General features: G+C 65.1%; 18 protein-coding genes. 11 read left to right on the top strand and 7 right to left on the bottom strand.

The window, feature by feature from the left end:
* Positions 1–145 precede the first annotated feature (145 nt).
* The 3 genes from IBL25_RS27545 (at position 146) to IBL25_RS09530 (ending at position 3,902) form a co-directional block, all read left to right on the top strand.
* On the top strand, positions 146–1,762 hold the full coding sequence (locus tag IBL25_RS27545; protein WP_187778319.1) for an HWE histidine kinase domain-containing protein: 1,617 nt from the start codon (positions 146–148) through the stop codon (positions 1,760–1,762).
* Positions 1,763–2,123: 361 nt separating this feature from the next.
* Positions 2,124–3,152, top strand: coding sequence for an amino acid ABC transporter substrate-binding protein (locus IBL25_RS09535; protein ID WP_187778318.1), 1,029 nt, complete (start codon positions 2,124–2,126; stop codon positions 3,150–3,152).
* Between the two features lie 228 nt (positions 3,153–3,380).
* A complete protein-coding gene (locus IBL25_RS09530) occupies positions 3,381–3,902 on the top strand; it encodes a lipocalin family protein (protein WP_187778317.1) in 522 nt (173 codons plus the stop codon).
* 147 nt (positions 3,903–4,049) lie between these two features.
* Here the strand turns inward: IBL25_RS09530 and IBL25_RS09525 are convergent, their stop codons facing one another.
* Positions 4,050–4,901, bottom strand: coding sequence for a transglycosylase SLT domain-containing protein (locus IBL25_RS09525; protein WP_187778316.1), 852 nt, complete (start codon positions 4,899–4,901; stop codon positions 4,050–4,052).
* A gap of 546 nt (positions 4,902–5,447) precedes the next feature.
* On the opposite strand from IBL25_RS09525, the gene IBL25_RS09520 reads away from it, so the two are divergent.
* Complete coding sequence (locus IBL25_RS09520) at positions 5,448–6,830, top strand: aspartate aminotransferase family protein (protein ID WP_187778315.1); 1,383 nt, start codon at positions 5,448–5,450, stop codon at positions 6,828–6,830.
* A gap of 39 nt (positions 6,831–6,869) precedes the next feature.
* Here IBL25_RS09520 and IBL25_RS09515 read toward each other — a convergent pair whose 3' ends face one another.
* Together IBL25_RS09515 and IBL25_RS09510 are read right to left on the bottom strand one after the other, a co-directional pair.
* Positions 6,870–7,559, bottom strand: coding sequence for a glutathione S-transferase family protein (locus IBL25_RS09515; RefSeq protein WP_187778314.1), 690 nt, complete (start codon positions 7,557–7,559; stop codon positions 6,870–6,872).
* A 78-nt stretch (positions 7,560–7,637) separates the two neighbouring features.
* Positions 7,638–8,540 (bottom strand): LysR family transcriptional regulator, encoded by a 903-nt coding sequence (locus IBL25_RS09510; RefSeq protein ID WP_187778313.1) that lies wholly within the window; start codon positions 8,538–8,540, stop codon positions 7,638–7,640.
* A 148-nt stretch (positions 8,541–8,688) separates the two neighbouring features.
* On the opposite strand from IBL25_RS09510, the gene IBL25_RS09505 reads away from it, so the two are divergent.
* Genes IBL25_RS09505 through IBL25_RS09485 form a run of 5 tightly spaced genes read left to right on the top strand, consistent with a single transcriptional unit; the run spans position 8,689 to position 13,680 of the window.
* On the top strand, positions 8,689–9,528 hold the full coding sequence (locus IBL25_RS09505; protein WP_187778312.1) for an amidohydrolase family protein: 840 nt from the start codon (positions 8,689–8,691) through the stop codon (positions 9,526–9,528).
* Between the two features lie 13 nt (positions 9,529–9,541).
* Positions 9,542–10,435, top strand: coding sequence for an HpcH/HpaI aldolase/citrate lyase family protein (locus IBL25_RS09500; RefSeq protein WP_202986741.1), 894 nt, complete (start codon positions 9,542–9,544; stop codon positions 10,433–10,435).
* A 27-nt stretch (positions 10,436–10,462) separates the two neighbouring features.
* Positions 10,463–11,443, top strand: a complete 981-nt coding sequence (locus IBL25_RS09495; protein WP_187778311.1) for a Bug family tripartite tricarboxylate transporter substrate binding protein — start codon at positions 10,463–10,465, stop codon at positions 11,441–11,443.
* Between the two features lie 2 nt (positions 11,444–11,445).
* Positions 11,446–12,684 (top strand): CaiB/BaiF CoA transferase family protein, encoded by a 1,239-nt coding sequence (locus tag IBL25_RS09490; RefSeq protein WP_187778310.1) that lies wholly within the window; start codon positions 11,446–11,448, stop codon positions 12,682–12,684.
* A 27-nt stretch (positions 12,685–12,711) separates the two neighbouring features.
* Positions 12,712–13,680 carry a Bug family tripartite tricarboxylate transporter substrate binding protein gene (locus IBL25_RS09485; RefSeq protein WP_187778309.1) on the top strand — a complete coding sequence of 323 codons (969 nt, stop codon included), beginning with the start codon at positions 12,712–12,714 and terminating at the stop codon, positions 13,678–13,680.
* A gap of 579 nt (positions 13,681–14,259) precedes the next feature.
* Here IBL25_RS09485 and IBL25_RS09480 read toward each other — a convergent pair.
* Positions 14,260–14,427, bottom strand: coding sequence for a hypothetical protein (locus IBL25_RS09480; RefSeq protein WP_187778308.1), 168 nt, complete (start codon positions 14,425–14,427; stop codon positions 14,260–14,262).
* A gap of 302 nt (positions 14,428–14,729) precedes the next feature.
* Positions 14,730–15,356, bottom strand: a complete 627-nt coding sequence (locus tag IBL25_RS09475; protein ID WP_187778307.1) for a site-specific integrase — start codon at positions 15,354–15,356, stop codon at positions 14,730–14,732.
* Between the two features lie 1,012 nt (positions 15,357–16,368).
* Here IBL25_RS09475 and IBL25_RS09470 point away from each other — a divergent pair.
* On the top strand, positions 16,369–16,857 hold the full coding sequence (locus IBL25_RS09470) for a helix-turn-helix domain-containing protein (protein WP_187778306.1): 489 nt from the start codon (positions 16,369–16,371) through the stop codon (positions 16,855–16,857).
* A complete protein-coding gene (locus IBL25_RS09465; protein ID WP_367615587.1) occupies positions 16,854–18,170 on the top strand; it encodes a type II toxin-antitoxin system HipA family toxin in 1,317 nt (438 codons plus the stop codon). Before IBL25_RS09470 ends, IBL25_RS09465 begins: the two co-directional genes overlap by 4 nt.
* Before the next feature lie 20 nt (positions 18,171–18,190).
* Here IBL25_RS09465 and IBL25_RS09460 read toward each other — a convergent pair whose 3' ends face one another.
* Positions 18,191–19,585: a hypothetical protein gene (locus IBL25_RS09460; RefSeq protein WP_187778304.1), complete on the bottom strand. Its 1,395-nt coding sequence runs from the start codon at positions 19,583–19,585 to the stop codon at positions 18,191–18,193.
* Positions 19,586–19,785: 200 nt separating this feature from the next.
* Positions 19,786–20,388 carry a hypothetical protein gene (locus tag IBL25_RS09455; RefSeq protein ID WP_187778303.1) on the bottom strand — a complete coding sequence of 201 codons (603 nt, stop codon included), beginning with the start codon at positions 20,386–20,388 and terminating at the stop codon, positions 19,786–19,788.
* Between the last annotated feature and the right edge of the window lie 568 nt (positions 20,389–20,956).

The following is a 20,956-nucleotide window of genomic DNA, read 5'->3' as shown; positions in this document are numbered from 1 at the left end:
TCCATGGCCATTTTCACGAGTGAGCAAGGCCATGTCGATCGCGCGAAGGCGGGCGCCTCGGGGAGTTTTCATGCAAGGCGACGATGCTGTCCGCCGTAGCGCCGCGCCTAAGCCGCGGCCCTTCCGGAGCCTTGATGCTCTCCTTGTGGCCTCCATTCTGCTCCCGGCGCTGCTGTTCGGCGCCCTGGCCCATTTCGACTACAGGCAAGCGCTCGCGACGGCCGAGCGCGACCTGCTGGTCACGCTCGACACGCTGCACGGCCACGCGGAGAAGGTCCTCGAATTCCAGGTCCTGGTGCTCGGCGCCACCGATGAGCGTCTGCGCGGCCAGACCAACGAGATGGTGGCCGCCAATGCCGCCAGCCACCACAGCTATCTGCGGGCGCTGAGCGTTAATGTCGCGCCGGTCGGCATCGTGGTCTTCGGGGCAGACGGGCATGTGCTGGTGGATTCGTCGCACGAAACCCCGCCTACCGGTATCGGTGTCAGCGACCGTGAGTACTTCCGCTGGCACCGCGACCATCCCGGCTCTGAGCCGCATGTGGTCGGCCTGCTGCAAAGCCGGGGCGAGAAGCAATCCGTGTTCTTTGTCACACGGCGGCGCTCCGCCGCCGATGGCCGCTTTCTGGGCGTCATCGCCGTGGGCGTGCAGCAGAGCAACTTCCTGGAGTACTGGAGAAGCGCGGCCTCGGCACCGCATTCAGTGGTTGCCCTGAGCCGCAGTGACGGTGTGGTCCTGGCGCGTTGGCCGGCCATCGAGGCGGGAGCCGATATCCACATCCCCGCAGGGGGCGAGCTGGAGCGGGCGATCAATGCCAATCTGGAGCGCGTGGTGGTGCATGGCCCATCGCCCGTGGATGGTGTCGACCAGCTGATGGCCTATCGGCGGCTCGGCCGCTTCCCGGTCTATATCTCCGTGGGCATGCCGCGGGATATGATGCTCGCCCGCTGGTACCGCCGCCTGCTGATCTATGGCGGCTTCGCCGCCGCGATCTCGCTGGCCCTCTGCTGGCTCTGCCTGGTGGCGCAGCGGCGGACCCGGGAACTGCGGCAACTGAATGCGCATCTGGAGGAACGGGTGCAGGAGCGCACGGCGGCCATCCGCGCCAGCGAGATGCAGGTGCGCCTCCTGGCGCGCGAGGTGGACCACCGGGCCAAAAATGCGCTGGCGGTGGTGCAGGCGACGCTTCAGCTTACCCCGAAGACGGACCTGGATACCTATGTCCAGGCGGTGGCGGGGCGCGTCTCCGCCCTGGCGCGGGCGCAGACCCTGCTGTCCCAGAACCAGTGGCGGGGCGCCAGCCTGCAAGCCCTGCTGAAAGCGGAACTGGCACCCTTCGTCTCTGAGGCCGGGGGGGAGTTCAACACGCGGGCGGAGCTGGATGGGCTGGCGGTGCTGCTTCCGCCCGCCGCCGCGCAGCCCCTGGCCATGGCGATGCATGAGCTGGCGACCAATGCGCTGAAGCACGGGGCGCTTTCCGTCTCCGGCGGGCAGGCCACCGTGTCCTGGCGCCTGAGAGATACGGAGGAAGCGCCGGGAGACCTGCTGACCCTGCGCTGGGAGGAAACCAAGGGCCCGCCGGTGACTCCGCCGACGCGGCGCGGCTTCGGATTCCGGATGCTGGAGGCCATCGTGCGCGGGCAGCTTGGTGGGCGGCTCTCGCTCTCCTGGTTCAGCACAGGCCTGGTCTGTGAGATCGAGATGTCCCTGGCGCGGTTGCACAAGGGAAACGAAGAGGGCCCGCTGCAGAAGGCGATCTGACGCCACGCCTTGCCCGCGCTGCGCCGGGCGCGGAAGTGGCCAAAAGGTGCCTGGGCGCTCCGGGACTCTCGCGGCGTGCTTTGAACGCATAGGCCTGAAGCTGTTGGTCTCGATTTCGGGCGAAGCCGAATCGGCCGATGCAGGATCTCGGCTGAGGGCCGGCCCGTGGTCGGACGTGAGCCTCTGCCATTCGAACTGGCAACAGGCCGCTGACAGGCCTCCGGGAAGGCTTGAGCGGAGCTTCGGAGGTGACGGGCGGGGTGGGACTGGCGAGCCAGCCTCACTTCCACACCTCTGCGTGTTGACGCCTGTCGTCACGGAAATGCACCCTTGCATTCTCAGAACAACAGGGGTGCGACACATGATCAAGCGTGCTTGGGCGGTGGCACTGGCCGCTGCCGCGACATTCTTCGCCATGCCGGAGCCGGCCAGGGCGGGCGCCACCTTGGATGCCGTGAAGGCGCGCGGGCAACTGGTCTGCGGCATTCACACCGGCGTCGCCGGCTTCGCGCTGCCGGATGCCCGGGGCACCTGGCGTGGCCTGGATACCGACCTCTGCCGCGGGCTGGCCGTCGCGCTGTTTGGCGATGCGAACAAGGTGCGCTTCCAGCCGCTCAGCTCCTCCACCCGCTTCACGGCACTGGGCTCCGGCGAAGTGGACGTGCTGTTCCGCACGAGCACACATACGCTGATGCGCGATGTCACGCTCGGCCTGCGGGCCGTGACGCCGTATTTCTACGACGGCCATGGCTTCATGGTGCGCGCGGGCGCAGGAATCACCAAGGCGTCCGAGATGGGGGGCGCGACGATCTGCCTCATCAGCGGCACCACCAATGAGCTGGTGACAGCGGACTATTTCCGGACGCAGAACCTGACCTTCACCCCCATCCTGTTCGAGCGCACGGACCAGGCGACCGCCGCCTTGCAGGCGGGGCGGTGCGACAGCTTCGGCACGGATGCCTCGCAGCTGGCCGCCAGCCGCTCCTCGCTGCAGAACCCGAACGAATGGACCATCCTGCCGGAGCGCTTTTCAAAGGAGCCCTACGGCCCCTATGTGCGGCGGGGTGACGAGGAGTGGTTCGACCTTGTGCGCTGGTACGTCAATGCACTGATGGAGGCGGAAGAGCGCGGTGTCACCGCCGCCAATGTCGAGCAGATCCGCAAGGACAGCACCAACCCCGACACGCGCCGCCTGCTGGGCGTGACGCCGGAGATCGCCCAGGCTCTGAAGCTGGACCCGCTCTGGGTGGTCAACGTCATCAAGTCCGTCGGCAACTATGGCGAGATCTATGAGCGCAACATGGGCCTGAAGACGCCGATCGGCCTGGCGCGGGGGCCGAATGAGCTTTGGACCAAGGGCGGCCTGCTCTACCCCTTGCCCATGCGCTGACGAAGCCACGCGGGGTTGCGCCACTTTGCCAGTGGCTGCCTCGGATGTCAGGAGGCAGGCAGCTTTTGGCATGTGGCATGGGCGCCGCATGCCATCTGGCCTGGCGCGCCTGGCCGGAGCCGCCGCGAGTTCGGCGGATGGCGCCGTGGTGGCGGTGGATGAGCAACCGCCTGTTCGTGGAACGGAACTGCCGGAAGCCCGTTAAGCGACGCAGAAACGGAGGCCAGCATGACAGACGCAAACCCCGTCACGGCGATCGTGTCGCTCGACCTGAAGCGCTACCTTGGCCGGTGGTACGAAATCTGCCGCCTGCCGCTGAAGTGGGAGGATGAGGCTGCGACCGATATCACCGCTCAGTACAGCCTGGAGAGCGGCGGCAAGATCCGTGTCGACAATCGCTGCTTCGATGCCGAGGGCAAGCCGGCGCAATCCATTGGCGAGGCGGTGCCGGTCAATGAGGGCCAGTCACAGCTGAAGGTGTCTTTCCTGCCGCAGGGCCTTCGCTGGCTTCCATTCACCAAAGGGGATTACTGGGTCCTCAAGCTTGACCCCGGCTACCGGTTGTCCCTGGTGGGAACCCCTGACCGCGCTCATCTCTGGCTGCTGGCGAGAGAGCCAGATGTCGATGCTGCGGAGAAGGAGGCTTATCTCGCTGAGGCGCGGCGGCAGGGTTTCGATCTGAGCGGCCTCATCACACCGAGACATACCGGGCGGGATGTGACGGATGAATTGCTGGGCCAGCATGCCTAGGATGGCCATCGCGGCCTCAGGCTGAGATGTGGCTATGCATGGAGGCCCTTTGAGCGGTGAACGCCGCCGACGCGCCACCCAGCACGCCATGAGCATCTTGTCGTGCTGGGGATGCGGCCGAGAAACAGCCAACGGGTGGAGGAAGTGCTACCGGTCGGCGTCAGCCACGAGAAGGGACGCAGCATCCTGCGCCGCTCCGGCGGTAGCCACCATGCCGGGCTCGAACATCTCGGCCACCTCCTCATAGACCTTGCTCACGGGAAGAGGGCGGCCGCGCCGCTCGAAGACCCCCGGATTCGGTTTGGCGGCATTGCCGACGACAGCGACGCTCGATCGGCTGGGGGTATGACGCACCGCCGCCAGGAATTGCCGGGCTCCGGTTGGACCCAGCAGATGCACCAGGTAAAGGTCCGCGGGGCTGGCAGTCCGCCCCTGCGCTTCCTCCAGGGCCGGGCGGGCTTTCTTGAGCCGTTCCGCGGCGAATACCGCCGAAAGATGCGGATCTTCCCGGAGACGGAGAATGCCTTGAAGCTCGCGCCAGTTACGCGCGCCGATATTGCCGTCTCGATCCGTGATCAGGGCCCGGGCCTGCCGTTCGAGCCCATGGCGAGGACCGAAGTCGCGGACAACTTCGAGCCATGTACCGCGTGTGAATTGCATCAACCCTCTGGCCGAGGAAAGAGGATTGCCTGCTGTGGGATCAAGGCGGCTTTCCCGCTCGGCGATGCGCCGCAGAACATCGGCGCTGAGCCCGGTCGCCTGAGCCGCGCGGCGCAGGGCGTCCTCGACAATTTCGGGATCTGCCTTGACGACTTCGGGCTGGGGCGGAGGAATGACGGGCTTCTCGCGGCCTTGGGCTTCCTGGCGCGGAACGGAGACCTTCCTGGCTGTCGCACTGCTCGTTCTTGAAGCTTGCTGCTTCTGCGCGGCCTGTGCTGGGCGGGCCTGCCGTGTCTGCGCAGCCTCTGCCTCGGGGGAGGCACCAGGCAGAACCAGCACCGAGGCAGCCAGGGCCGCGGGAAGGAGGCACGTCTTCCAGCGGCAACCGAAAGGGCGCAGCGCGGCCCTGACGGCGCGGTGGAGGGAAGGGTCGGATGCATGAGGGGGCACGGCGGTCTCCTGGGGGAGGGGGACAGCGTGGGGGGCATCGAGGCCAGCGGTTAACTCACCGGAATGGGCTCGGTTCGGCTCCAGGCCAAAAATATTACGATATCAGCATGATAACGAGATAGCCGCCCTGGGACATTCTACCTGCGGAAGTGATTCGCCATCCGAAGCACCAGAAAGGCCGTGCCGGCGGGCTATGAGGAAACGGGCGATAGGGGCTTGTCAGCCCCGGGACAGAAAGGGCTGCGCCTCCTTCGGGGGAGGGCCTGCCCTGCCGAGAAGCGCACGCTCTTTCCCTTGAGCGGCCGGCCGGGATGACGCGGGCTCCTGGCCGTATCGCTGGGCTGGATGAGGCTTTCCGATCCCCCGTTGACCTTACCGGAAGCGGCGGCTTCTTTGATGTCGCAGCGACAGTGACCGGTCAGGACAGGAGGAAGCATGGACATCAAGGCCATTGTCTCGGAGCGGGAGGCGGAACGCTATGCGTTGCACTCACGGCACCTCAACGAGCAGATGGTGCGCATGCTCAAGACGATCGGCTACGATGTCGGCTTCAGGCGCGGAGAGGGGCCCTACCTCTACGATCGTGAGGACCGGCAGTATCTTGATCTTCTGAGCGGCTTTGGGGTCTTCGCGCTCGGCCGCAATCATGCCGGGGTGCGCGATGCCCTGAAGGCGGTTCTCGACTCCGACCTTCCGAATCTCGTGCAGATGGATGTCTCCGTTCTAGCCGGAGTGCTGGCCGAGCGGCTGCTGCGTCACGTGCCGTACCTCGACAATGCCTTTTTCTCGAATTCGGGTGCGGAGGCGGTGGAGGCGGCCATCAAGTTTGCACGTGGCGCAACCGGCCGCCCCGGCATCGTCTATGCGGAGCACGCCTTCCATGGCCTGACCTATGGGGCCTTGTCCCTGAATGGCGATGCCAACTTCCGGACCGGCTTCGAGCCGATGTTGCCGGATTGCGTCGCGGTGCCATTCGATGACCTGGCGGCCCTTGAACAGGTGCTCGCCGCGCGCACCATGGCGGCCTTCATCGTCGAACCGATTCAGGGGAAGGGCGTCAACCTCCCCTCGGACGGTTATCTCGCCGCCGCGGCGGCCCTTTGCCGCAAGTATGGCACCCTCTTCGTGGCGGATGAGATCCAGACCGGGCTGGGCCGGACGGGCCGCTTCCTTGCCATCGAGCACTGGGGCGTGGAGCCTGACATGGTGCTGCTCGCCAAGGCCCTCTCGGGCGGGCATGTGCCGGTCGGGGCGGTGCTCCTGCGCAAATGGATCTTCGACAAGATCTTCAACCGGATGGATCGTGCCGTGGTGCATGGCTCGACCTTCTCGAAGAATGATCTCGCCATGGCGGCCGGCCTCGCGACGCTGGAAGCACTGGAGGCGGAGGACTGCATCGGCAATGCCGCGCGGCAGGGGGAGCGTTTGCTCGCCTTCTTCCAGGGCATGGTCGGGCGCTACGAGTTCGTGAAGGAGGTCCGCGGCAAGGGGCTCATGATCGGCATCGAGTTCGGCCGGCCACAATCCATGAAGCTGAAGGCCGCATGGAGCATGATCGAGGCAGTGAATGTCGGGCTCTTCTGCCAGCTCATCACTCTGCCCTTGTTCAAGGAACACAGGATCCTGAGCCAGGTGTCCGGCCATGCGAGCCATACCATCAAGCTGCTGCCGGCGCTGGTCATATCCGATGCGGATTGTGACTGGATCGAGCGTGGCTTTGAGGCGGCGGTCGCCGACAGCCATCGCGTGCCCGGCGCGGCCTGGTCGCTTGGGAAGGCCCTTGCCGGCCATGCCATGAAGGCCACCGCGGGGGCCTAATTGGCGTGCCGTGTGCTGGCCGATGGCCAGGGTGCGCGATCAGGCGGCTGGGGCCTCTCGTGCCAGCCCGCCGAACAGATCGAGCATGCGCTCCCGCCAGGCGTGGAGTGGATCATCGGCCAGGAGGATGGGGAAGGGGCTGACGCAGCGTGCCCACTGGAAGCCGCCGAACAGGATGTAGTCCGCATAGGCTGGCGTATCGCCATGCAGGAAGGGCCGCTGCCGCAGGATCATGCGCGCCGGGTGCAAGGCCTGGCGGAACTGCACAACTCTTTCGTCCCGGCCTGAGACGACTTCCGGCAGGGGGCGCCCGAAGCGCGCCTCGCGGCTGCTGATGAAGTAGGCCAGGTCCTGGGGCGCCAGTATGGCCGGTATATCGGCGACGACCAGCGTCGCCAGGCCCGCGATCACGGTGGCATCGGCCCAGGCATTGACGAACTGCGCCAGGGCGCGGCCTCCCGCGCCTCCGAACAGGCTCGGCCGGTCGGGGTAGGTGTCCTCAAGATACTCGGCGATACGCCAGGAGTCTGCGATGACCCGGCCATCGTCCCGCAGCACGGGAACCTTGTCGCTGCCGGAATCCGCGATCGCGGCTTTGTCCGTGAAGCGCCAAGGCAGGATCTCGGGAACGAAGCCCTTATGGGCCAGCGCCAGCCGGGTCCGCCAGCAATAGGGGGAGAAACGCCGGCCAGGGTCCGCGCCAGCCAGGTCGTGCAGCTGCATGGGCATGGCAGGATACTGTGCCGGAACAGGATTTCAGAAAAGGCCTCCTGCTTCGGCACTATGCCGCCCGTGCAAGGGCGGCGATCATCCCTCGCCTGACGAGGCGCCACCCGGCAGCAACATGCGGTAAAGTGCGCCCGCCGCCGGGGTCAGAGCCTCCCGCCGCCGCCGGACCAGGCTCAACCGGCGGTGCAGCACGGGCTCCACCAGGGGCACTTCCACCAGCGCCCCTGACAGCAGGCCCCGGCCGGTGGCGGAAGGCAGGATGGCCACCGCCACGCCCGTTGCCGCCAGTGCCATGGCGCTGGGCGTGTTCTCCACCACGAAGCGCCCACGCCCGGGCAGGCCGACGCGGGCCAGTTGCATCTCCACCAGCGCGCGATTGCCGCTGCTGCCACCCAGGGTGATGAGGTCGTCCTCCCGCAACTCCGCCCAGGCGACGGAGCCGCGGGAGGCCAGCGCATGGGCGGGGTGGCAGACCAGCACCAGCGGATCGGCGGAGAGCAGGTCTTCCGCCAGATCGTCCTGCGGGTCCTGCCCGATATGGATGCCGAATTCGGCATCGCCCCGCCGCACCGCCTCGGTGACCAGGGCGCCGGAGCGTTCCAGCAGCATGACGCGGTTGCTGGGATAGCGGCGGGCATAGGTCGCCAGCACCATGGGCAGGCGCTGGTAGGCCACGGCGGGCATGGTGGCCAGGGTGACATCCCCGGCGCTGAGCCGGGCCGTGGTGCGCAGCCGCTCCAGTCCATGGGTCAGGTCCTCCACCACGCGCTTGGCGAGGGGCAGGAAGTCCCGCCCGGCGGCGGTCAGGGTGGTCCGGCGGCTGGTGCGGTCCAGCAGCGGCAGGCCGACAAAGGCTTCCAGCCGCTGGATGCGCCGCGTCAGCCCTGTCTGCGTCAGCGCCAGGCGGTCGGCCGCCCGGGTGAAGCTGCCGAGTTCGGCCACCTGCACAAAGGCCTGCACGTCATCCATGGGCAGATGCATGACCATCCCTCATCAATCGATGCCATCAATGCATTATACTCAGGGTGAAAAAGCCGCCATCTTGCCGGCCGAATAAACGAACAGGCGCGACACGGCGCCGGAAGGGGAAGGAACGATCCATGTTGGCCGGCTCCACCGGTTTCATGCCATGACGGCTGCGCCGCATTCGGCGGGCACCGCGCCGCCGCGCCACCCGGTGCCAGCCGGAGCCTGCGATGCCCATCTGCATGTCCTTGACAACCGCTTTCCCGGCGCGGCGCCCGTTTCCGGCATGACTCTGGCCGACTACCGGCTGCTGCAACGCCGCATCGGCACCAGCCGCGCGGTGCTGGTGCAGGCCAAGCACCATGGCACTGACCCGGCCGCGCTGCTGGACGCGCTGGCGCAGCTCGGCCCGGATGGCCGTGGCATTGCCGTGCTGCCGCCCGGCGCGCCAGACGAGGAGTTCCGCCGCCTGAACGACGCCGGCGTGCGCGGGCTGCGGCTGAGCCTGTGGAACCCGGCGGACGCACCCCTGTCCCTGGCCGACCTGGCGCCGCTGGCCGCCCGTGTCGCGCCGCTGGGCTGGCACCTGCAACTGCACCTGACCGCGGCGCAGATCCTGGAAGCCGCCGATGTGCTGGCTGCCCTGCCATGCCCCGTGGTCTTCGACCACATGGCCCGCCTGCCGCCGGAGGAGGGGCCGGACCACCCCGCCTTCGCCGTGGTGGCGCGGCTGCTGCAATCCGGACGGGCCTGGGCGAAGCTCTCCGGCGCCTACCTGAACACCCGTAGTGGCCCGCCCTACCCGGAGGCCGGCCGCATCGCCCGCGCCTTCATTGCCGAGGCGCCGGAGCGCCTGGTCTGGGGCAGCGACTGGCCGCATGTGACCGAGCCGCACAAGCCGGACGACGCCCTGCTGCTGGACCTGCTGGCCGATTGGGCCGGCCCGCGGCTCACCGACCGCATCCTGGTGGACAATCCCGCCACCCTCTACGGCTTCGCCTGAACAGGACCGCGCCATGACTTTCGCCTCCCTCGACGCCATGCGCAGCAAGCTGTTCCTGCCTGGCACGCGGCCGGAACTTTTCCTCAAGGGCGCGGCCTCCGCCGCCGATGCGCTGAGCTTCGACCTCGAGGATTCCGTGGCGCCGGAACGCAAGGCCGAGGCCCGTGCCCATGTCGCCGCCGCGCTGCGCGACCCGGCCCTGCGTGCCGCAGGCAAGCTGGCCATCGTGCGCGTGAACGCGCTCGGCACGCCGCATTTCGCCGAGGACGTGGCGGCGCTGGCCGGAACCGGGCTGGATGCCATCAACCTGCCGATGGTGGAATCGGCGGCCATGGTCCGCGACGCCATCGCGATCATCGCCCGGGCCGAGGCCGCCGCGGGCGCCGCGCCCTGCGGCATCCTGGCGAATATCGAAACGCCGCGCGGGCTGCGGCTGGCCGCCGAGATCGCCTGCGCCGACCCGCGCGTGACCGGGTTGCAGATCGGCTATGGCGACCTTTTCGAGCCTTTCGGCATCGCCCGCGACGACGAGGTCGCGCTGCATCAGGTGCGGCTCCAGGTGCGGCTGGCGGCGGCGGAGGCGCGCATCCCGGCCTTCGATGGCGCGCTGGCGGCCATCGCCTCGCCCGAGCGCTGCCGGGCGGAGGCCGAGGCATCCCGCAGGCTTGGCTTTGCCGGCAAGTCCTGCATCCACCCCAGCCAGATCGCCATCGTGAACGCCGCCTTCCAGCCCGGCGAGGCCGAGATCGCGCGCGCCGCCCGCGTCGTCGCGGCGGCCGAGGAGGCCGAGGCCAAGGGCATCGGCGCCTATACCGTGGATGGGCAGATGGTGGACGCGCCTTTCGCCGCCAGCGCCCGCGCCGTGCTGGCACTGGCGCGGCGGCTGGGCCTCGGCGCCGCGGCCTGAAGCAAGAAGATCCTGAGGAAACCTGCAATGATCGCTGCAATACCCCGCCGTGGCCTGCTGGCCAGCGCCCTGGCCGCCCCGCTGGTGCTGCCCGGCCTCGCCCGCGCGCAGGGCAACTGGCCCAGCCGCACCGTGCGCGTGGTGGTGCCCTTCACCCCCGGCGGCTCCAACGACGCCGTGGCGCGCCCGCTGGCCGAGCATTTCCAGCGCCGCCTTGGCCAGCCCTTCGTGGTGGAGAACAGGCCCGGCGCCGGCAGCACGCTGGGCTCCAACGAGGTCGCCCGCGCGGCGCCGGATGGCTACACGCTGCTGGTGACTTCCTCCACCTTCGCCACCAGCGCGGCGACGCAGGCGACACCCTATGACGCCATCGGCGATTTCGAGGGCGTGGCGCTGGCCGCCACGGCGCCGCTGCTGGTGCTGGCCACGAAGTCCTTCCCGGCCAACAACCTGAAGGAGGCGGTGGAGTATATCCGCGCCAACCCGGGCAAGGTGGATTACGGCTCCGCCGGGCCGGGCAGCATCAACCAGCTTTCGGCGGAGCTTTTCGCGCAGAAGGCGGGCGGCCTGCAGCTCGTGCACATTCCCTATCGCGGCATGGGCCCGGCGACGACCGACCTGGTGGCCGGCACCATCCAGTTGCTCTTCACCACCGTGCCCTCGGCCGCCGGGCTGGTGAAGGATGCCAGCGTCAAGATCCTCGGCTGGACCTCCGAGGCCCGGCCCGCCAGCGGCCCACAGGCGCCAACGCCGAAGGAAAGCGGCCTGGACTACAGCGCCGAGATCTGGTGGGGCCTGCTGGCCCGGCGCGGCACGCCGCGCGAGATCGTGGAGAAGCTGAACGCCGTGGCCAACGAGGCGCTGGGCGAGGGGCGCCTCGCGCAATACCTGCGCGGCGAGGGCGCGGAGCCTTCCCCGCGCCCCGCCGCCGCCTTCGACGGCTTCCTGAAGCAGGACATCGCCCGCTGGAAGCAGGTTGCCACCGCCGCCAATATCCGGATCGATTGAGCATGGACCAGCACGCGCCCTCCCGCCTGCATCGCAAGGCCTTCGACCCCGCCGCGCGCGGCCCGCTGCATGGGGTGCGCGTGCTGGACCTGGCGCGGCTGGTGGCCGGCAATACGCTGAGCATGGTGCTGGCCGACCACGGCGCCGAGGTGGTGAAGGTGGAGCCGCCCGAGGGCGACACGCTGCGTGCCTGGAAGGTGCAGGGTGTCGAGACATCCTGGAAAAGCTGGTGCCGCAACAAGAAAAGCATCTGCCTGGACCTGCGGAACCCGGAAGCGCAGGCCGTGGTGCGGGCCTTGGCGAAGGATGCCGCCATCCTGACGGAAAGCTTCCGCCCCGGCGTGCTGGAGCAGATGGGGCTGGCGCCGGAAGTGCTGCATGAGATCAACCCGGCGCTGGTGATCGTGCGCATCAGCGGTTGGGGGCAGGACGGGCCCTACCGCCACAAGCCTGGCTTCGGCACGCTGGTGGAGGGCTATTCCGGCTTCGCCGCCGTCAATGGCTTCGCGGACCGGGAGCCGGTGCTGCCGCCGATGTTCATGGGCGACTGCTATGCCGGCATCTACGGCGCGGCATCCGCCACCATCGCGCTGCGGCACGCGGAGCAGACAGGGCAGGGGCAGGTGATCGACCTCTCGCTGATCGACCCCATGCTGGCGGTGATGGACCCGCAGACCGCCAATTACCGCCTGACCGGCCGCACCAAGCAGCGCACCGGCAGCCGCAGCACCAATACCGCGCCGCGCAATGCCTACCGCACGCGGGATGGCGGATGGGTCTGCCTCTCCTCCTCCACCCAGGGCATGACGGAGAAGCTGCTGCGCTCGATCGGGCGGGCGGAGCTGATCGAGGACCCGCGCTTCCGCACCAATGTGGACCGGCTGCGCAACTGGCAAGAATTGGACGGCATCGTCGCCGGCTTCATCGCCGAGCGCGACAAGGCCGAGGTGCTGGACCATTTCGACAAGGCCGGCGTCACCATCGGCCCCATCATGGACGCCGCGGACCTGCTGCAGGACCCCTATGTGGCGGAGCGCGAGGCGCTGATTGAGGTGCCGGACGAGGACATGCCCGGCGGCTTCGTGCCGATGCATGGCATGGTGCCGCGCCTCTCCGCCACGCCTGGGGTGCTGGCCCGCCCCGCGCCGAAGCTGGGCGAGCATAATGACGAGATCCTGCGCCCCGCCCTGGGCGAGGCCGAACTGGCGCGGCTGCGTGCCGTCGGCATCGTGCGCGGCTGAGGCATCAAGACCGGGAGGAACCAAGGAATGACCACAGTATCCAGGCGAGGGTTCGCCACGCTGGTGGCCGGGCTGCTGCCGCTGCCCCTGGCGGCGCAGGAGGCTTACCCGGCGCGGCCGGTGCGGCTGGTGGTTTCCTACGGCGCCGGCGGCGCGGTGGACACGGTGGCGCGACTGGTCTTCGCGCGCGTCGCGGAAGGCCTGGGTCAGCCGGTGGTGGTGGAGAACCGCGCCGGCGCCGGCGGCACCATCGGCGCCAATGCCGTCGCCCAGTCCAAGCCCGATGGCTACACGCTGCTGGACGATGCCAGCGGCTTCGCCATCAATCCGGCATTGATGCCGCGCCTGCCCTACGATGCCCGCCGCGACTTCCTGCCGGTGGCGCGCATCGTCACGGTTCCCAACGTGCTGCTGCTGGGGCCGGCCTGCCCGGCCACCACGGTTCCGGAACTGATCGCGCTGGCCAAGGCGAAGCCGGGCGAGATCACCTGCGCCAGCACCGGCACGGGCTCCTCCCAGCATCTGGCGCTGGAACTGTTCAACCGCACGGCGGGCACCGAGATTATCCATGTGCCCTACCGCGATACCCCGGCGGCCCAGAACGACCTGCGCGCCGGGCGCATCGGCATGATCGTCTCCACCGCCACCTCCGCCATTCCGCTGCACAGGCAGGAAGGCCTCCGCGTCATTGCTCATACAGGGCAGGGGGCGGTGGCCCGCCTGCCGGGCGTGCCGGCCGTGGCGCAGACGCTGCCGGGTTACGAGAGCCTGGAATGGCATGGCCTGTTTGCGCCCGCCGGCACCCCGCCGGCCATCGCTGCACGGCTGGCCACAGCGTTGGACGAAGCGCTGAAGGACCCTGGCTTGCGTGAGCGGCTGGCAATGCTGGGCGCCAGCCCGGGACTGCTGGCTGCTGACGCTTTCCGCAGCTTTGTTGGAGAAGAGATTGAGAAGTGGGGGCGGCTCATCCAGGCCGCCGGCATCCAGGCAGGCTGAAGACCCTGACCAGCTGTTGGGACAAGGGGGCGAGCTGACATGGCTGGCCGCGGTGCCGCCAGGTTAACAGGCTCAGCCCAATCGTGGATTCCGGCGTTGCTGCTGCGGAAGCTGGCGCTTCTGCGCTGCTTCGCCAGCGGAAAGTGATATCGGCTTTCCACGACCCCGCTGTGAAGTGGGGGAACCGCTGCTTAAGGGAGGCTTTAGATAATTCCGCCTCCGCGTGCCCAGCGTGCCGGGCGGACGGCAGCAACAGGCTGAGCCTTCGCCGGTGATCCAGAGAATTCATGGGTAAGTTGAACGCGGAAGAGACCTCGCCTGGGGAGATCCGGCGAAGCCTGCATGCTTTTATTGTTTGAGCGGAAGTGGCTGGAGAACCTGAAGCCGCAGCACGTGCTCGCCTAAGCGCCTGTAATTGCTAAGCCGAATTGGTGTCCGGACCCCTCATGTGGGGTCTCTGCGGGACACCGTGGCGCAGGCGTCAACGGCTCTGCATGAGCCATCGTCCACTACAACTGAGATGATCCTAGACGCGGCTTGTGGCAGGCGCGACCACAGCTACTCAGGCTGCCGCCAGCGTCAGTTTATTGCCGCTCGGACTGCGTAGATGACGGCCACCCAGAACACGGCTGAGATGGCGACACCAGTGGTGATGCCGGTGGCTGCGGCGAGACTGTGTTCGAGAGGAGCCATCCGCTCCTCACGGCCGGCGATAAACGAGTTAGCCAGTGGCAGGTCGGTGTTCATCGGGCACACAGCCATGCAAAGGGTTGAAGAGAGCGAGGCTTCGCTTCCGTGCCAGTGAGCCAAGGGCCAAGCCGATTGCCCGCTACACCGACCGCGTCCACGACGTATTTTCACATAATGCAATATCCTTGCGTCTGAAGAAAGAACTCAGGTGCATTTCCTGGGTTGCGCTCTGAAGATGCGCCTCTCGGAAGCGTCAATCATCATTGTAGGGGTTCTCGGCGAACCGTCTCTGGAGGGGAGTGGCGGAGTGGGAGCGGCAGTGCCGGTCCTTGAGGATTCCCAGCCCTGGTGGTGGCCCGTCACAAAGGCCTTTTGGGCTGTGCCGATGCTGTAGGGCACTGCCTTTCGCAGGGGCGCAAAGGCGAGTTGGCGCCTGGCCCAGAGGCCTTTCCGTGAAAGAGGGCCAGGAGGGGGAGCCAGTACTTCAATTCGCGGATGATGTTCGGGCCTAAATTGCTGCGGAAGTGGGCGCTGAGGCATCTGGTCCAGGCGGGTGAGGCGAACAGGGCCGTCAGCTCCTGCAAGGTCCATGCGTCGCGCTGCGCCTTGATCTTTCGGGAAGCCTTGAGGCGATGTCCTCCTGCAAGCTCCTCCCGCTGGTTGTTCGTCAGGTGCCCCTGATCCACGGTGTAGCGGAAGAACACAGTAAGTGCGGAGAGATGGCGCTTCACAGTCTGCTTGGCGATCCTCTCCACGCCCGCCGCGTCAGCCTGTGCAATGATATCCGCATCCTTGGGGGACTTCCCGTAGTTGGTCCGTAGGCCCCGCATGGTGTCCATGAAGTGGGTCATGTCGCCGCGCCCAAAGCGGTCCACCGGGCGGTCGCCACGCACCTCCATAGAGCGACGACGGGTGCGCCGTTCCTGCCTCATGTCGTGGTGAGACAGCCCGTCATGCTCTAGCCGGTGGCGGAAGTACGGCTCCACCAGGCTGCTTGCGAGGAGTGCGGAAGGGGTGGGCTGAGGGGCAGGGGAGGCGGGCGCTGCGTTGCCGGAGGGCTGCGGTGGGGCAGCGGCAGGCGTGGGTGTCTCCGGCGGGAACACCAGCGGGGCCTCTCCCTTGCCCCTCCGGATGGTCTCCTAGATGACCTGGAGCTAGGCCTCCATGACCCCGATCCTCAGGCTGTCGCGGAAGTCGATGGGCAGCCCATGCCGCTCTAGGAGGTCATCTACCTCCTGGCTGAAGTGCCGGTCGTTGCGAGAAGAAGGCGTCGCGGGTGTCCGCCGCCTCCATCTCCAACATGCCAAGGGGCCGCAGTCCCACAGGGAGCGCACCGGATGGGCCAATGGAGGTGGTGAGGTGCTTCTCCAGGCTCTCCTTCAGTAGGCCTGGAGGATGGCGATGAGGTCGCCACTGCCCGCTGTCACTGCTGCCCTTGTCCGCGCCAGGGCACCATCGAACGCACGATCCATCACTCCCGCCAGAAACTCCGCCTCACGGAAATGGCGCGTGCGGAGGCTGACGCGACCTCCAACCCAGCCTGCCGGGGAAGGCGCCGTCGATAGCCGGTAAATACCGCTTTTGCGGGTGATGTGGGACAGTTGAAGGCAAGTGCGGCTTCCGACCAAAAGCCGGGCCACCTCTTCCAACAACTACAATCTCTTAGGAAAAGATGGCTGGGGAACCTGGACACTAAGTCACGGAATCGTGAGCAGACAAGCCACTGTAAATACTCAATCTTCTTCGTGCAGCTAATCCCCAGATAGGACACTCTCTGCACCATGTCGAGGGACAATCTCATTCAAGCCGCAGCGCAATTTCAGCTGATTCGGTGGACGAGAGAAGCTCTCCTCATCAGCCTTTCAGATGGTTGAGGCCTCAATATGCCTGGACGCTGCGGCTAGGACTGCGGTGGCCCAATGACCGAATCAGGAGTGCAACTTTAAGGCCTTCCGGTTATAGGACGTTATGGCCGAACGGCTATAGGAGTTGCTTAAGGTGAGAGTCTCTACCCCCGATGAACTTGGGAGCTTCATCCGTGGCCAGCGGAAGCATCAAGGGCTCACGCAGGATGAACTTGCTAAGATGGTTCCTGCCTCACAGAAGTGGTTGTCCGAAGTCGAAAATGGCAAGGCTACGGCCGAAATCGGCCAAGTTATGCGCCTCCTGACCGTCCTCGGGGTCTCCATCGACCTGGGCAGCGGGGACGCGAAGGCCGATGTCGTAGTCCGCAAGCGTACTCGTCCCAGCATTCTGCTGGCAGCGAACAAGCTCAAGGGGGAGGGTGCCCAGGCTGTTGGGACGTTCCGCGTTCGTCCGTCGAGCACGCGCAGCGTCAAGGCGGGAGAAGTCTACACTATCAAGAGAGAGAAGAGCGATGCACCAGCCATCCGCTTCCGTCGTGCCGCTACAAAGGATACGGACCGCGCGCTTGAGCAGAGCGCGGAGTTGGTGAAGGACGCCTTCAAGCGCTGGCGACTCAAGTGAAGGCGCCTGTCACAGGCGCTGGTAGAAGGCTCCGGCAACTCTCTGTCTACCTTTACGACACCTATGTAGGAGAGGTGTTTCAGGATGAGCATGGACGTGCTGGGTACCAGTATGCGCCGAGTTATGCTGCCTCAGATAGAGCGGTTCCGGTCTCCCTATCGATGCCGGTCAGCGATGAGATATATGGTGAAGACAAGGTAGGCCCGTTCCTTTGGGGGCTCTTGCCCGAGAACCCAATCGTTCTGGACCGGATTGCTCGCGAGCACCATGTCTCGCCTAGCAACCCAATCGCCTTGCTCTCCATCATCGGACAGGAATGTGCAGGCGCGGTTCGGTTCATCGACACGGGCCCAGGCAAAGCGACCCTCACGACCGGCAAAATTGAGTGGCTTTCGGAGGAAGAAGTTGGTGCCCTGCTCGCCGGACTCCGGGAGGAGCGCGGCAGCATTGGCCGTCGGCCAAACGACGCGGGCCAGTTCAGCCTGGGCGGAGCGCAATCCAAAACCGCTCTTCATTACGATGAGAATGGCAATCGATGGGGCATACCGACGGGGTCTATCCCGACTACCCATATCCTGAAGCCCCCCATGGATGGCCTTCTTGGCCAAGTGGAGAACGAGCACTTCAGCCTACAACTCTCCCGTGAACTCGACAGCCCGGCTGCTGTGTCGAAAGTTATGCAGTTTGCCGGCAATCAAGCCATTGTCGTCGAACGATATGACCGCGTCCGGCTCAAAACCGGGAATGTCGTTCGCATCCATCAAGAGGATATGTGTCAGGCGCTGTCGGTTAGGCCGAGCTTCAAGTACCAGCGCGAAGGTGGTCCCGGGCTCCGGGACGTTTGCGCCGTCATTCGGGCCTACTCGGTGGGTCCCGAGGAAGACTTGGTCCGCCTTATCCGGGCGGTCGCATTTAATTTCGTCATCCTCGGTACAGATGCCCATGCGAAGAACTACTCGGTCGTCATTGGTCCTGGGCGGCCGCCGTTCATTCGGCTGGCGCCTCTTTACGACTTAAACAGCTATCTGCCTTATCAAGATAATCCCCGGAAGACGAAGCTCGCGATGTCAATTGACGGGACGTATCTGGCTCAAAGGATTATGCTGCGCCATTGGGTGGCTGAATCTATCGCCTGCGAAATAAATCCTGATGCTACTCTGGCGATTCTGCGGGACCTTATCGTCAAAGCTCCCGATGCCGCGAAGCTTGTCGCCGACCGTTGTGCAAGTGACGGCCTCAGAACACCAGTACTGCCCAAACTGGTTGATATGATTGCTGAACGATGCGCGCATTTGTCCAGGCAGTATGCCTGACTGCTAACGTTGCATTGCTTTCAATGTAGGCGAGGAGCGCAGGACCCGCACAATTCAGGCCGGAAGGTACTTCGACGCTGTCCGAAGGTGCGGACGGCCGGCGCTTGGTGGGTTATCATCCGTGCCTGAAGGGTTTCTGGACCACCGCTAGTCTCCTCACTTGGGGAAGGAAGGGCTTCCGTTGGTGCTGCGTCACCCTGCACCATGTCCTTCCTTGGGGCCGCAGGTGGTTCCTTCTGCCCACAGGGGTTCTGCCCGGCAATAATGTTCTTCGATTGTTCCTGATTAACCGTCGTGGCCAATATAGGTGGCAGAGTTGGCTGGGAGCCGAGCGCACTGCGGGCGGCAGCCACCAGGGCCTCCACGTCATACCGCTGCGTCAGGGAAGCCCAATCCCCGTTCCAGTTGCGGATGATAAGGGCTGGCCGGAGTTGATTGCCGACCCAGGTTAGGCGAGCCGTCAGCAGGCATGGCCCAGCCTGCCACTGAGGTGCAGACGCCTGCCGGGTCAGGCGGGGAATGGTAGGGCGGTACTTGAGAGCAATCTTTTCAGCCGCTTTGCCGTCACCACGCTCGACCAGGATGGGCCGAAGACCACTGCGTTGAAGTTCTGACACATGCTCGCGGAGCGGCCCGAGTACTTGATGTCTATGAAGGCGATGCTCGATGTGATGCTGGGAGACGTAGGTCCTCAGATGCTCGTCGGAGAAGCGGTGGGCATTGAACATTTCAAGCTCATACGCGGCCTCGGCTTCCTCATGACCGTCATCAAGGTTGAACTGGCAGGGCGATATGAAGGCCTGAAAGTGGCGACTGAGATATGTGTGTAGCCAATCGAGGTCAGCTCCTCGACCAACATCGACTGAGATGTGGGCGTGGATGTCAATGAATGCTCCGCCTTGCAATGCTCGATGATGGATGCCGTAGCTCAACGGCACCACAGATGAGCCATGCCGCCGGCGGCTGTATCGAAGCGCGTCGTTCAGGATTCTAGTGAAGCTGAAGTGCCTCAATGCCAGTTCGGCGACAGGTGCGGGGTTACCATGCTTCAACCGCAACATCAGTTGGATGACCCGCCGGTCCTTTCGGTCATCGGGATGTTGCGATGACAGCCAAGACCGAATGCGTGCTTGCGCGTCGATACGTTGGCGGTGCCTGTTCTGTTGGAAGATTCCCCATCGTCTCACCTCGGGGCGTGTGGCTCCAGCAATGGCGCCTTCCGTCGCGAGGTCCACGGCTGTGACAGTCGACCGGCCCGATGCCCGGCCATCAATTCCGAGGCGCTCCAGCCGCTCAAGCAGACGTTCATCATGCAGTCGTCTACTGTGCTCACGTGCGACAGCATCGCCTGAACGATAAACACCTGCTCCGGCAAAGGGCTGGAAGGGGAGGGGGTTCTCGAAATCCGAACTCATCTCTAGAGTTCTAGATTGCAGAATCCCTTGGCTTGTGCTGGCAGCAGCATAATCATGGACCCATTGTTATTCTTGTTATCAGCCGCCGGTCATTGGGTCTGCAAACCCTGTTCGGCGGCTGATTTCATTTATGATGAGGTCTCAGAGCCGAAAGAGACAACGAAAATCGACACAGCAGCGCAGATGCCAGATTGTGTTGCTCACTCGCCGGTGTGTCTCAACTGAACGAGGTAGTCGAGCAGGCTGCGCTCCATCTCATCAAGGCCAATCTGAAGCTTGTCGAGGTGCTGCTGCAACTCATGAATGGTCTGCACGATGCGCTGAGCCTGCTGAGTATGCTGAGCGGCTTCCATCAGCGAATTGAAAACTTCTGCATCTTCAACGGTCGGCTCCATATCCTGCGTGACCGTCTCTTCTTCATCTTGGGCATCATAAAGCGTGTACAGCGCCGGGTCCTGGTCAATCTCATCAGCCGGAATTGTCTTAATCAGCCTGCCGTAGAACATGAGCGACCGGTTCTTGATAAAATCCTGCATCAGACGCTCAGCGCATTGCATGTCCCTGGCCAGCAGCTTTTCAATAAGCTTCTGTCCGGCTTTGGACGACGGCCGAATATACCGAGAGCACCTAAATCCAGAGGGCATATGCCCGTAGCGTGCAAAGACGCGGATATGATGATTGTGCTTCATCGTGGCGATGATAGCGATAGGTCCCCTTGCCTCGGGGCTGGTGTAATCAGGAGGGAGCTTCCTAACCGCCTTCACGAGTGCAACTGCGGCAGCATTCACATTGATGGACATCATTTCTACTCCATGCGTCCAAGTGCCCTTTCCAAGGCGGCGGTTGGGACGCGGTGACGGGATAGGCTTCCCTGATGGAAGCCCAGGTTCGATGAACTCCTCGCTGAAATGCGCCTGCTCCTTGGCGGCCGATGAGCGCGTTGTTACCTGCGTAGGCCGAATGGCTCACAGCGACGTTACTTATGTATATGTGTTTTGCCGTGCAAGAATTTTCTTAGAGGAAGAGCTATTTTCATTAATTATCCACAGTCGTTACCAAAAATGTTAGCTTATAAGCTAACATTTTTGTCGGGAAATCTAGGTATTGGACGGTGCTGGATTTCGTTTGTGGCCCATGCGTGAGGTGGTTGGACATTAGAAATGGCTCCGTAGGCCTCCTATCAATTAGTGATAGTGAGATGGGCATCGGGCAAGTGGTGGGTATCCGTCTCGATGGCGCCGTCGACCGGTGCTGTGGATTGTTCTGCAGCGTGCCGTCTATGTACCAGGCTGGAGGGAGCCATTAAGGCCTACTGCTACACCTGGAGACCTCGAAGAACCTGCCGCTGGGCTGTGTTCACGAGAGGAACAG

This window comes from Pseudoroseomonas ludipueritiae, from assembly GCF_014490445.1.
Taxonomy (GTDB): Bacteria; Pseudomonadota; Alphaproteobacteria; order Acetobacterales; family Acetobacteraceae; genus Pseudoroseomonas; species Pseudoroseomonas ludipueritiae.
The sequence above is the reverse complement of the archived record's forward strand: the minus strand, read 5'-3'. Positions and strand labels throughout refer to the sequence as shown.